This is a genomic window from Pseudomonas sp. REP124 (assembly GCF_020164475.1).
GTDB lineage: Bacteria > Pseudomonadota > Gammaproteobacteria > Pseudomonadales > Pseudomonadaceae > Aquipseudomonas.
Map to the genome: position 1 here is coordinate 1 of NZ_JAIQWX010000082.1, position 13356 is coordinate 13356.

10 protein-coding genes and 1 pseudogene are annotated in these 13356 nt (G+C 50.1%); 5 read left to right on the forward strand and 6 right to left on the reverse strand.

Translation table 11 applies throughout. From position 1 onward, the window contains the following. Nucleotides 1-323: 323 nt before the first annotated feature. Nucleotides 324-707, forward strand: coding sequence for a response regulator (locus tag K9857_RS19175; RefSeq protein ID WP_224538290.1), 384 nt, complete (start codon nucleotides 324-326; stop codon nucleotides 705-707). A 56-nt stretch (nucleotides 708-763) separates the two neighbouring features. Here K9857_RS19175 and K9857_RS19180 read toward each other — a convergent pair whose 3' ends face one another. The 4 genes from K9857_RS19180 to K9857_RS19195 form a co-directional block, all read right to left on the reverse strand. Further along, the gene (locus tag K9857_RS19180; protein WP_224538291.1) at nucleotides 764-6259 is read right to left on the reverse strand and encodes an ATP-binding sensor histidine kinase; all 5496 of its coding nucleotides are present in this window, start codon (nucleotides 6257-6259) and stop codon (nucleotides 764-766) included. 244 nt (nucleotides 6260-6503) lie between these two features. After that, on the reverse strand, nucleotides 6504-7007 hold the full coding sequence (locus K9857_RS19185; RefSeq protein ID WP_224538293.1) for a hypothetical protein: 504 nt from the start codon (nucleotides 7005-7007) through the stop codon (nucleotides 6504-6506). A gap of 165 nt (nucleotides 7008-7172) precedes the next feature. Next, on the reverse strand, nucleotides 7173-7445 hold the full coding sequence (locus tag K9857_RS19190) for a hypothetical protein (protein ID WP_150703349.1): 273 nt from the start codon (nucleotides 7443-7445) through the stop codon (nucleotides 7173-7175). Further along, nucleotides 7442-8095 (reverse strand): TetR/AcrR family transcriptional regulator, encoded by a 654-nt coding sequence (locus tag K9857_RS19195; protein WP_224538294.1) that lies wholly within the window; start codon nucleotides 8093-8095, stop codon nucleotides 7442-7444. The genes K9857_RS19190 and K9857_RS19195 overlap by 4 nt, the downstream gene beginning before the upstream one ends. A gap of 230 nt (nucleotides 8096-8325) precedes the next feature. On the opposite strand from K9857_RS19195, the gene K9857_RS19200 reads away from it, so the two are divergent. The 3 genes and pseudogenes from K9857_RS19200 to K9857_RS19210 form a co-directional block, all read left to right on the forward strand. Further along, nucleotides 8326-9486, forward strand: a complete 1161-nt coding sequence (locus tag K9857_RS19200) for an HlyD family efflux transporter periplasmic adaptor subunit (RefSeq protein WP_224538296.1) — start codon at nucleotides 8326-8328, stop codon at nucleotides 9484-9486. Between the two features lie 5 nt (nucleotides 9487-9491). Beyond that, the gene (locus K9857_RS19205; protein WP_224538298.1) at nucleotides 9492-11021 is read left to right on the forward strand and encodes a DHA2 family efflux MFS transporter permease subunit; all 1530 of its coding nucleotides are present in this window, start codon (nucleotides 9492-9494) and stop codon (nucleotides 11019-11021) included. Nucleotides 11022-11176: 155 nt separating this feature from the next. Next, nucleotides 11177-11382, forward strand: a pseudogene (locus K9857_RS19210) (site-specific integrase); the annotation flags it as partial. Between the two features lie 113 nt (nucleotides 11383-11495). Here the strand turns inward: K9857_RS19210 and K9857_RS19215 are convergent. Then, complete coding sequence (locus tag K9857_RS19215; protein WP_224538300.1) at nucleotides 11496-11732, reverse strand: Lpp/OprI family alanine-zipper lipoprotein; 237 nt, start codon at nucleotides 11730-11732, stop codon at nucleotides 11496-11498. 215 nt (nucleotides 11733-11947) lie between these two features. Here K9857_RS19215 and K9857_RS19220 point away from each other — a divergent pair, with 215 nt between their 5' ends. After that, nucleotides 11948-12595, forward strand: a complete 648-nt coding sequence (locus K9857_RS19220; RefSeq protein ID WP_224538301.1) for a BON domain-containing protein — start codon at nucleotides 11948-11950, stop codon at nucleotides 12593-12595. A gap of 223 nt (nucleotides 12596-12818) precedes the next feature. On the opposite strand, the gene K9857_RS19225 is transcribed toward K9857_RS19220, so the two are convergent. Further along, nucleotides 12819-13274: a hypothetical protein gene (locus K9857_RS19225; RefSeq protein ID WP_224538303.1), complete on the reverse strand. Its 456-nt coding sequence runs from the start codon at nucleotides 13272-13274 to the stop codon at nucleotides 12819-12821. Nucleotides 13275-13356: the final 82 nt, after the last annotated feature.

Below are 13356 nucleotides of genomic sequence, written 5' to 3' on the forward strand. Positions count from 1 at the left end.
CATCAGCCGACAGGCAGCTTCTGTTCGGTCACTTGATTGACCGCATGGATTTTGAATTCTTCGGGGTAGATCGGGTTGCTCTTGGCAACTCCTACTTGGCCTCAATTTAAGGCTCAGAGGCGTCTATGAAATTCGGGGGTGATTCACCTTGACCTTAAAGACAATCTTTAAAAGCGTTTCAATGCCTAGCAGCACAAATGTGAATGACTATCAGTGCGCTAAAAAACACTTAAATCTTTAAGCGCTATACGGAGATATGATTCTTTAAATCTCCAGACCGGGTATCTTGATAGAAATAAGAGGTGATATCTCGAGAAGATAAAATGACACCAAATAATAAAGCGTGTGCGGCAATCGTTGCTGTAGTCGATGATGACAAAGATGTTCGTGATGCTCTAAAAAGCTTATTAAGATCTTGCGGCTATAAACCCCAAACCTATAGTTGCGCGTTAGATTTTTTGAATGCGAGCGACTTGGCTCAAACTCAATGCTTGATTTCCGATATCCAGATGCCGGGTATGAGCGGTGTCGAGATGCATACACGATTGATCGCGATGGGTTTTTGCATCCCCACCATCTTCATCACCGCTCACCCTGCTGCCGCGCCCCAATTGAGCGCTTATACTCCTAAACTTATTGCGTGCTTATCTAAACCCTTTAATCCTGAGCAGCTTTTTGACTACATAGAAGTTGCTCTTCTAGGCTAGCACCAAATTTTTCATCTAAAATCAGATTTGAATTTGATAATAATAGCTAGTTAATTTTAATTTCGGGCACCTTGGAGCTTTTGCTGTTCATTGGGTATGGTGAACTGGATCATCGCTCCGCGTGGGCGATTTCCTTTTCCCCACAGTTTGCCACCAAGTCCTTCGATAATTGAGCGACAAATGGACAGTCCCATTCCTAGACCTGCGTCTTTGGTGGTGAAAAAAGCAGTGAATACTTGCTCGGCTTGCTCCGTAGAAAAACCTGGTCCTGAGTCAGATACCTGTACAAGAATCCCACCACTTTCATCCTGTGACGTACTGATATGCAATTGTCGCACGCCATCAGTGACCGCTCTCATCGCCTCAATTGCATTGACTATTAGGTTGAGCAAGACTTGCTGCAGTTCAACTCGATCAGCCTCCACATGTGGCAATTCTAGAGCCAGTGCAATGTCGACCGTGACCTCCCCTTTAGTCGCTTCGCCATGAGTAAAATCCACCATCTCGCGAATCAAAGCATTTATATCCACTGACGATTTTTGCGGTGGGGTTTTTCGGATATGGGATCGAATTCGATCTAAAACGTCAGCTGCTCGATTTGCATCGGTGATCAGACGAGCAAGCACCTGCTCTGCCTCTCCAATCTCTGGTGGTTGCGCCTTCAGCCAACGTAGTGCCGCGTGACCATTCATCAGAGTTGCAGCGATGGGCTGACTAACCTCATGAGCTATTGAAGCAGCGAGCTGCCCCATAGTCGCGACCCGGTTGGCATGAGCTAACTCGTTCTGGACATCGCGATAGCGCCGCTCGCCCTCGTGGACTTTTTCTTCAGCTCTCTTCCGGTCGGTGAGGTCCATTACGAAAGCCACACCCTCAATTCGACTTGCTTCGAGCATTGCCAGGCCAACGATAACTGGCACTCGGCTGCCATCTTTTCTAACATATTCCTTTTCGAAGGATTGGGCACGGCCCGATTGCACGGCGTCCAACATAGAGTTTTCACTCACCTCACGAAACTCTGGCGGCGTCAGATCTTTCCAGCAGACACGTCCACAATTGACGTCCTCACGCTCGTACCCCACCATATGAAGAAAAGCGTCGTTGGCCTCAATAATGTCGCCCGCAATTGTCCAGAATAGAATTCCGATGATATTGGAGTCTACCAGGCGACGAATTTTCGCTTCACGTTCAGCAATTTCGCGGTACAAGCGCGCATTTTCCAGGGATATTGCTGCCTGAGAAACCACCAGCTTAAGCACTGCGATACGAGAGCCACTGAATGCCTGTGCTGTCAGGCTGTTTTCTAAATACAACGCTCCCGTGAGCTTTGAGTGGTTCATCAATGGCAGGCAAAGAATCGAACGGATGCAATTTTCACGGATGTAGGTGACCGCGGCATACGAGGCCTCCGCTAGCGCATCATCGATCACCACGCTCTCCCCTGTACGTAGGACATGGAAAAGAATCGACTCAGGTAGCATGCTTGCGCTCACTGGTACATCTCGCAGTTGCAACAGGGTCGAAGTGTCGCCAGCTTTTGCCTGCGCGACAATTCGATAATCCCCATCGTTCGAGAGAATTAACAGACCACGTTCAGCTCCTGCCTGCTCGATAGCCGTGCGCATAACTGTATCAATTAACTTCTCCAAAACTATGTCGCCTGAAACAGCTTTGGACACCTTAAGTACAGTGGCAAGATCGAGTTGTTCAACATGCGTTGCAGTGGTGGTTGTCGGGCTGGTCGTCGGATCTTCCACCCTCAGAAACGGATACTTTTTCTCTAGCTGCCGTGCCTTGCCGTCGGCGCCCCAACGTCGATATCCGAAACGGGCATCCTGCATGTAAAGTCGAGCAATTTTGGTCAAGCCGCGCGCTTCGTAATGTCGAGATGCAAGCTCATTAGCTAACGCTTCGATATGCACGAACCCGCTATTCTGTGCCGACTCTATTGCCTGCTCGTAGAGATGTTCGGCATTCATCCTGCGACCTTTTATGCGGGCAATTTCTGCTCTGATCAACGCCGAATAGCTAGCGAAATTCTCTGCGCAAAGGTTCTCCCATACACGTAATTCTTCGTGAAGCTCTGAAATAATCTTCAGATGTCGAGATCGCTCGGCAGGTGACGCAGTGTCGCAAACAGCCGCTCGTGCCAACGCTTCATAGAAATAGCATTCGGCTTCCTCCAAAAACGAATGGGAGGTCCAGATCAGCTTTTGTGCATGAGAGGCTGCCTCTAGGGCCTCTGCGTACTTGCCATCGAAAAACCTCGCCTGCAACTTCCGAATCCAATACCAGCATGAGTACAGTTGAGAGCTTTTATCCAAACAGCTTTCAGTACGGGATTCACCGAACCTCGCATCCTCCAGATAACCAAAGGTGGGTGTCACGCCGCGAAGCATTCGAATGAACGCAAGCTGGTTTTCGATAAAGTCGATGACCAGCCCAAAATTCACCTTTCTGGCGTGAGCCAAACCACGCTCGGCTTCACTTTGCACCTCAACCAGCGACTCACCAATAAATAACAGATTGGAGACTAAGCTGTTGCAAGTGAACGCGCCGAACGCAACGTCACCGCTCCTGGTCGCCGCCTCGAAGGCTTGCTGCATCTGAAGACCGCAAGACCGAACAGGTTGCGCCCAACGCTCGACGAATAGAGCGTAAGAGAGATACGTGCGGGCTTTGTAACGTTCTAGGTTACGGCGCTCAACTAGTTGGCATCCGAGCTCGCCGAACCGGAATCCATCCTGATAGTGATTGAAAAGGCGACCGGCGATTCGGGGAATATTCGCGTATGCCACGCACGAAGCGTCACCGTTTCCGTACTCCAGGCTCAGGTTGATTGCTGTGCAAATCGTCAGGCAAGCAAGGTTTGGATCTGTATGTAAAGCAGGAGAGAAAAGGGTAGTCAGCGCTTCGATCGTTGACAGAGCTTTCGCGTCGGTCATCGGGGGCATCTCGATGAGCGCCTCAATGCTCCGCTCTCCGAGAGTAGACCATATCTGATTGTATTCTCGGCTCACCTGATCGCTGGTAGGGTGAGGTGACCAATCGATACCAAGATGCCGAAGGAATTCGAGGCAAACAGCGACGGCGCTATGACTTTGATTGAGTACCAGATAGACGTCTACTTGCAAGCAGGCGATCAATGTGCGTTCGCACATCGTTCTCGCATGAGCCGATAACCTCTTCAGTCTCTCTTCCGCGACCGAAATATGTCCTGTCAGGAATTCACACAACGCGCGACCTGACTCCAATGCGAAAGCCAATTCATGCTGATGCTCCCAGCAATCCTCGTCTAGAAACCGAATGCCAATGGAGAAATAATTTAGTGCGGACGCGTATGCAGTTGACTCCTTGGCGCGTTGGCCGGCTAAAAGGTTGAATTGCGCAAGTTGCTCGCGTTCATCCCGCTCAGTGATAAGGATGGCGCCGCGATTGAATTGGCTGGCGATTTCGAAAATTGCTTCCTCGCGGTTTTCAGCCGGGATTTGCACTGCAAGCAGTCGGCCGATCCGTAGGTGGGTTTGAACGCGCACAGATTCGGAGGTCAGGAGATAGGCGGCCTCATGAACACGATCGTGAGAGAATGCGTATAGGTCCCCCCGGCGCTCGATGAGCTCCTGCTTGACCGCTTCCCTCAGCGCCGCATGAACGTTCGTCGGAGGCTGGTCCAAGACTGTCGAAAGGACGGCAACCTCGGCTACGCTGCCCAAACAAGCCAATTGATGCAGAGCCTGTTGTGTCCCACCTGGTAACCGCGTCAGCTTGCCAATCATCAAGTCTACAATGTTATCGGTATAGCCTTTGGCATGGATGCGATTCGTGTCCCAACACCAACGTCGAGCATCATGATCAAAGACTAGAAGTGACTCGTCGACCAATGCATGTAGAAACCGAATGACGAAATAAGGGTTACCTGCCGTCTTGGTCAGCACTAGCTCAGCCAACGGCTCGATACTTTTCAGATCGCTACGCAATGATTCCATCAGCAACTGCTCGACGTGCGATCTGGTAAGCGGCGCAAGAACAATTTCATCGATTCTGACACCAGTGCTGCGTATTGCTTCAAGTTTAGACGTCAAAGAGTGGGTTACATCGACCTCGTTATTGCGATACGCACCAATCAACATAAGATTGCGAATGTCTGGGTTGGTCAGGAGATCTTCAATCAAGTTTAGTGTTGCAGCGTCCAGCCACTGGAGGTCATCGAGAAATAATACAAGCGGGTGTTCCGGTCGCGCGAATACGCCTATAAACCTTCTAAATACAAAGAGGAAGCGACGTTGAGCCTGTTGCGGTTCGAGCTCCGGTATCGCGGGTGGCACGCCAATTATTAGCTTTAGCTCAGGTATGAGATCGGTAATGAGCCCTGCATTATCACCTATTGCATTTAAAAGTGAGTCGCGCCAAATTTTCAGTTCCGCGTCACTTTTACCTAATAGCGTGCGAATAAGGCTTTGGAACGCTTGGGCAATTGTTGAATAAGGGATGTCTCGCTTATACTGATCGAATTTGCCAGCAGCGAAAAGTCCGTAGTTGGGGATTAAGGATTTTTGAAGTTCGTATACTACTGAAGATTTGCCCATGCCTGAGTAACCGGAAACCAACAACAACTCCGGAACACTACTTCGGACAAGTCGCTCAAAAGCCACGCGTAAACTGCCGACATCGTCTTCGCGGCCATAAAGCTTTTCGGGAATCAGCAACTGGTCGGACGCGCCGTATTCATCCAACGTAAACTCATGAATACTTTGCTGTTGTTGCCATTCGTCTTGACACCGGCGCAGATCTTGCTCCAAACCAGCGGCCGTTTGGTAACGATCCTCCGCGGTTTTAGCCAGTAACTTCATGACAATCCGCGACAGCATCTCCGGTACGGTTCCAATCCGTAGGCGCGGCGCAGCTGGATTACGAGCGATATGGCTGTGCACCCACTCCATTGGATCGGACGCGGTGAATGGCAATGAGCCGGTTAGCATTTGATAGAGCGTGACACCGAGCGAGTAAAGGTCACTGCGCGAATCAATTGATCGATTCATCCGGCCTGTCTGCTCAGGCGCCATGTACGCGAGCGTGCCAGCAATCGTTTCTACTGGTTCTAATACCTTCCGTTGGCGCAACAGGCGCGAGGCGAGCCCAAAGCCAGTGAAGCGAACTTGTCCATCCAAGCAGTTCACTAAAATGTGCGCAGGCTTTATGTCCTTATGGATCAGCCCGCTTTGATGAAGCTTGCGAAGCGCGACGACTATCCTGATAGCCCAGCGCAAAAACCGAGCGGTCTCCATAGGCGCAACGAGCAGTCCCGCTAGTATTTCACCGCCAGGATCTTCGAGTAAAAGTACCGTCCTACCGTCTTCACGAGATAATTCAAGAGGTCTCGCTGCCCATTCACTACTTAGTTCGTCCTTAAAGCCAAATTCATGATTGAGTCGATTTAGGCTTTCAGGCAGGGGGTGTTCAGCGGAGGTACGGGCAATTAGGATACTACCGCCAAGATGTGGACGCGACCGCCGGCAGAGGACACGCTCACCATCGTCCCATAATGTCTGCATACTTCTATCCAATAGTCTAACTATAATCGGAGGTGATCAGTTACGCTCTGACGCTACGCTAATGACACGCTGTCGGATTCAGGAATATAACTTTGATGATTATTTACGTCTAAGTCAGGCACAAACGAGGACGAAAAATTTGGCCGTCGAAGTTATATTTATCAGTCGAACGCATCCAGGACTTAGCTATAACTGCACCATAGAGGTGCTAAGCGCCATGCGCTCAATACCCCACGGTAATGTCCTAAGCAGTAGGTGTTTCTACATCATGTTTTACGTAAGGCATCGGCTGCACTCCTTCCGCACCGGCAATTTTTGCTTTCCCTCTCAAAGTTTCCAGTAGCTGAGCTGTAGCGCTAGTAAGCTCGCTATTAAGGCTTGCCAGTTGTTGATTTATCTCACTTACGCGCTGCGCCTTTTGCTCATTCGTCAGGTTACGATTCATTTGAATAGCCTGAAGCTGAGCCTGTTGTTCTTGAATCTGCTCTTGTATGTCCTTAATCCGTTCGCGAATTTTGTCAAGCATCTTAGCTTGGTCCGTTTCAGAAGAATGATTAGAGCTTTTTGCAGATTCTGAAAGGCTTCGTCCATCAATTGAAATACTGACTTTGACCCCTTCGCGAACATTCGAAGGCGCATCGCTACCCACTTCACTCGTGGGAGCACTTTGCACAGGAATGTTCAAATGAAGATCCCGACTTGAGTGATGCGCAGGGTTGGTCATCGAAATCAGCGTTATGGTGCTCATACTTTGACCGTCCACTTTTTTCTAAAAATATTGGAATAAGTATTGTGTTTCGAATTTCAAAGATTTGGCCGAGTCAGTCGTGCCTGAAGGCATGGCAGAATCTAGGGTGTATGTACTATCCGCGAGAACATTGTCTAAGCATACACATTTGCTATTCATGTGCGACTATACGTACGTATAGGTGGCTGGCGAAAGGAAACCACGGGGATATTTGGAGCCATTAGAACTTGCTGTCGGGTCAATGGCTGTTGTTACTGAACAACCTCTTTCCGCTTTATTTGAATCCAGCGAAATTCCTTTCCCTTTTGTTTTCATAGCTTCCATCTGTTTAAAGTGCTTTGGAATGTGAACGCCAGATTCAGCGTCATATTGATGGCCGTGGGACCAGCCTAATATATTTTTACTGCCTGCCCAGTAACGTTTGACTTGGGCGGTCAAACCTTACCTGCATTGAAATTCGAGGTGCCAAATGCACGAAGAAATGTGACGACAGCAGTATTAATCCATTGATCCTGTTGCGCGGCGGAAGGAACTGATCCCGGATGGGTCAAGCATTGCATCTGTGCTTCCGAGCGCACCAAATTTGTAAAGATACTGGCTGCTGTTTCAAGTCCCACGCTACTGACATCTAATTCTCCAATCCGAGTAGATCGTTCGATGTGCTGAGCAACTAGATTATTCATAGAACTCGGCCCGACCAAGTAAAAATGGCGGGCTAACTGCGGAAACCTAGGTGCTTCACCGATTATTGCCCGAAAAAGTGCTAAGCCCGACGGTGACAGAAATATCGTCATATAGGCTCGGGCTAGAGTCGACAACACGTCACGCAAGTCATTCAGGTGCATAGCCACCGAGTGCACTGCTTGGATCGCCGCTTCACACTCTGCTTCCACGACAGCTTCGAATAGCTTCTCTTTCGTAGGGTAATACGCGTACACGGTGGACTTTGATACGCCGGCAGCACGTTGAATCATGTCGGTAGTGGCTGCGCTGAAACCGTGTGCCAAGAAAATCTCACGTGCTCCGGCGACAACCATTCTGGCTTTCGGGGAGAGGGTATCCGAATGGACGGTGGAGGTTGCCTGCATGCGGATTTAAGCCTGAATTTGATAATGGGTTATGTGCCTAACGGCATGGGCGCATTAGAAACATCGTCAATGGTCGCCGGACCCATCGGTACAGTCAACAATTACCAGTAAAATTAGGCTAAAATGGCCTAAACAGGTCAGTAAATTTGACCGTACCGTACCGATCGGTTTAGTCTGAATTTCGAGCGGAATTTTTCTTTCTAATCAAGTGACGACGTGACGAGCGACATATGAGCACTATCCAGGCACCGACTGACGCAACGAAAAATACCCTTCAATACCGACGTAAAAAACTTTTCCGGTTCGCGATTTTGGGCTTCGGGTTAGTTGCGTGTGCCTACGCAGGATGGAAATTCTTTTTTGCTGGCAATTTTGTGACGACTGAAAATGCCTACACAGCGGCCGAGAGCGCTCAGATCACCCCTTTGATAGCGGGCCCCGTAAAGGAAGTCAGAGTCAGTGACACGCAATTCGTGAAAGCGGGTGATGTGCTGGTAGTGCTGGATGATACGGACGCTCAGCTAAACGTCGCACAAGCACTATCTGAGGTGGCACGAACCGAGCGGCACGTTAGGGAGTTGTTGGGTAACGATGTGAATTATGCTGGTCAGATCGACCTGCGAAGCGCTCAGATTGCTGCAGCCCGCAGTGATCTATCCCGATTCACTGCCTCTTATGACAAAGCTCTCGTTGACGAGCGCCGTAGGCATAACCTCGCCGCGGTAGGTGCGATATCGCAGGAAGAATTAACCAACGCACAAACGCGCCTTCGCGAGGCGCAGGCTGCATTGGGTCAGGCCAAAGCTAGCATACGGGTTGCAGAGGCTGCGTATGAAGCAGCGAAAGGAGCAAGGCAAGCGAACTTGGCCCTCGTCGAGGACGGCTCACTGAACTCCAACCCGGCAGTACTGACGGCCAGGGCGAAGCTTAGCCAGGCTAAAGTCAATCTGGAGCGAACTGTATTGCGAGCGCCCTTTGACGGAGTCATTGCGCAGCGGGTAGTCGAGATCGGCCAGCAAGTGCAATTGGGCGCCCGTTTAATGACAGTAGTTCCTATCGACAAAATTTACGTTGACGCAAATTTTAAGGAAGGGCAGCTGCAGCGCGTTCACCCTGGTCAATCTGTTGAACTTACTGCAGATATCTATGGAAACAACGTCATTTACAAGGGAGTAGTTGTTGGTTTCGCAGGCGGATCCGGCTCAGCGTTCTCGGCTATTCCTGCACAAAATGCCACCGGCAACTGGATCAAAGTAGTTCAACGCTTACCGGTTCGTATTTCTCTGGATCGTGAGCAAATAATGCAGCATCCACTACGCGTGGGGCTCTCTATGCAGGTCAGTGTCGACGTCAGCGACAAGAGCGACCAGAACGCTGTGGTTAAGCGATAAACACTATGAGTACTTCCAACCATTCCCCTTTGAGTGGGGGTAATCTGATCATTGCAGCTGTGGTTCTGTCGCTGGCTAATTTCATGGTGGTTCTCGACACCACAATTGCGAACGTTGCAATGCCAACCATCTCGGGGTTCTTGGGTGTCTCAACCACAGAGGGGACCTGGATCATCACCGCCTACGCAGTAGCAGAAGCTATCACCATTCCCCTTACCGGATGGCTCGTCCGCCAAGTCGGTGAAGTACGCTTGTTTACAATATCGCTCGTTTGCTTTGTAGTATTTTCTGTTTGCTGCGGATTGTCGTGGTCGTTGGGAAGCTTGGTGATTTTTCGGGTACTGCAAGGTTTGGCAGGCGGACCATTGATTCCACTTTCCTCAACTTTGATGCTCGCTGTCTTTCCAAAGGAAAAATCGCATATCGCACTTGCGTTATGGGGAATGATGACCGTTGTGGCTCCTATTTTTGGACCAATCCTCGGTGGAATTATTTCAGACAACTGGCATTGGGGTTGGGTTTTTCATATCAACATCGGATTTGGTTTGTTGGTGATGCTTGGTAGTTTAAAGGTTTTACGCGGGCGGGACGGTCCGACCTCCCGCACAAAAATTGATGGTGTGGGGTTAGCACTGCTCGCAATTTTTGTAACCAGTTTTCAGTTCATGATCGATAAAGGTAGAGAGCTGGATTGGTTCTCTTCTCCTATTATCACCACTTGTGCAGTTATTTCAGTAGTAAGCCTCATTATCTTGACTATTTGGGAACTAACTGAAGTTGAACCTGTGATTGATCTGAGCGTGTTTCGATCTCGCAACTGGTTGGTTTCCACCGTCACATTGAGTTTGATGTTCGGAATATTTTTCGGAAACATTGTTCTAACACCTCTTTGGCTTCAGCAACAAATGGGCTATACCGCTACCTGGGCGGGGCTGGCTACCGCGCCAATGGGGATACTTGCTGTTATAAGTGCGCCTATAGTAGGAAGATTGCTACCAAAAGTAGACCCGCGCTGGATTGTGACATATGGCATGAGCGTACTAGCAATTTCATTCTTTATGAGAGCCCATATGACCACTCAAGCAGATTATGGGACAGTTGCAATCGCCATGTTCGTGCTGGGAGCGGGTATACCCGCTTGCATGATCACGCTAACCTCATTGGGAGTTTCTGACCTGCCCAGTGAAAAAGTCGCAAGCGGGGCAGGCTTGCAAAACTTCCTAAGGGTATTGTCTATGGCAATTGGCTCTTCATTGACTCAAACCTATTGGGAACACATGAGTAAGGAAAGCAGATCTGAGCTCGTTGCAGTTATCCCTTCAGAGGCACAACAAGAAATCATTGCCGGCGCGATGGGGAATCATCTGACGCGTGAAAGTGCTTCAGCGGTTTTTTCACGCTTAGTTGATGGTCAGGCAGTAATGCTCGCCACTAATGACTTCTACGCTTGGGCGACCCTGCTTATGACATTATCAATTGGAGCGGTATGGTTAATCAAACGACCCAATGGCCCCCTACAAGTTGCAGCCCATTGATGGGGACAGCGCAGAAAAACGCTTTTCTCTGGTGGAGCTTTAAGTAGTGAATCGTCCCTACATTCGTAGACACCTTTAAATGGCCCTTTCTGGCCTTGTTTTGCTTCGCCACCGGCAGCTAAGCGTCGTTTTCAGCCGGTCGCGACAGGCAACAATCGGCCAAAAGCGGCCGGCCGTATGTTAGTGACTTTGTCATGCGTGACCGCTTTTTCAAGGCGCACTTGCTCGCCGCGGGGGGCGCTACCGTGGACTAGGACAATGTCGGTATACCTACGCCAGTCAGTTGTTGATCACGGGTGTGGCGTCGATCGGCTGGATTGCCGGCGCCAAAAATCACAAGCCCTCGATTTTCTTTAGAAAACCAGTGGTTTGCGTTTTAAGAATTTGGCGGTGAACAAGAGATACGTCGGCGCTGGACATACGATAGGGGATAAGATTTGCAGAGGCGCATGAACTCAAAACCTGCGAAACGTCTTACTTCTTCCAACTGTTACGTACGTCGGCTTCATCGGCCGTGTGATGTGCTCGAACAGCAATTTCCGCTGCGAGTTCTGCCTTCAGGTAGGCCTCATCCGCCCTAAGTCGAGCCCACGCAGCATTGCTTTCTGCGGACTCTAAGCGAGCATCGATTTCCTGGGCATGCTGATGACTGCACCCGGCCGTCGTCGCCAGGAGTATGTTCAGCACTGCAACGGTGAAGTATCTGCTCATTTTTTATCCTCGGCTTTTGCGCCTGAAACATACAATTGACGACTCAAGTATCGGCGGGCATTGCTTGACTTCTCTGACTTTTATCAATCAGACAGCATCTAGCGATCGGGGGAATTGAGCACTGGCGCCTTCTTGATTTAACTCAATGCCCCGATGTTGCTCAGGCGTAGAAAAGTGGAACGGGCAAATACCGCCCTTCAACCGAGGAGATCGTCATGAACGACTTGAGTCTGCGTAAAACCATTCTGGAAGAGCTTGAATTCCAGCCCAACATCGATGCCGCCAACATTGGTGTTGCCGTAGACAATGGAGTCGTCACCCTGACCGGCCACGTTACTAACTACACTCAGAAAGTCAGCGCCGAACGTGCAGTCAAGGCGGTTAAAGGCGTGCGTGCACTGGCCGAAGAAATTCAGGTAAGACTGGACAAGGGAGCCGGCACGGCGGACGACACCATCGCCAATCGTGCGTTGAACATCATCGAATGGAGTTCCGATCTTCCTGTAGTCGGCGTCAAAGTCATTGTGGAGAACGGCTGGGTCAGCCTGGAAGGTCAGGTGGACTGGCAGTACCAGAAAGAAATCGTAGAACAGGCCGTACGCAAACTGTCCGGCGTGGTCGGTGTGGATAACCGACTCACGCTTCGTCCCCGGGTTGAAGTGGGCGATATCCAGAAACGCATCGAAGAAGCACTCAAGCGCAATGCCGAAGTTGATGCCAATGGGATTCATATCAAAGTTGAAGGCAATGTGGTCAAACTCGAGGGCAAGGTGCATCTGTGGCGTGAGCGTCAAATCGCAGAACGGGCCGCTTGGTCGGTACCTGGTGTTAGTAAGGTGGAAGATCATTTGCTTATCGGCTGAACGCGCCAAATCACCTGCGCATTGCGCACTCAAAGCCGGGGCAATGGGCAGCTAGGGAAAATGGGGCGAGGTCAGCTAACGCAATGGACGGATTATTACGGACCTCGGCACAGGGTGAAAAAACACGCAGGTATGGGGCATCTCGTTTGAGTGAATATCTGCCGCGCACAGCGATGCTGTGTTGCGGACTCGATGGCCACCTCTACGCATGCCCCCTCCTCATTCAAAGGGACATGCGTCTGGCCAGTTCGTCATGGGGCGGCCACAAGGCATTAATACAGGCCTCTTCGTCCTTTTGCGTAACGGGTTCAAGGGCTATCGGCTCAAGCAGATGTATGTTCACCATCGCTAGGCGCACCAGGCCATTCTTGTCGAGAAGGTGATGTGCCACGCATTCACACAATGACCGAGGCATGGTGTCTGGAAGGGAATCTATCTCGGCATCTTCAAACTCGATCTCTAAACGTGCGGTGCACGTATTGACCAGTTCCAGCACCTCGTGAGAGGCGAAGTTAAACACCACAAAATAGCCTGCCATCAACGCCACGGAGACCGACACCAAGAGAGTTGCCTCGCGCTTCCAGTGTATGAAGCCCGTCCAGTAAAGGCATTTGTGCGCCACTTCTCTGCTCCAGTCCTGCACCGCATGATATCGGTTGAAAAACTTGTGGTTTGACATGGCTGGATCTCTCATCATTTTTATCAAAACAATGACGCTCAATAAAAAATGGCGTTTGATCTGTATCAAACCCAGCGTACAA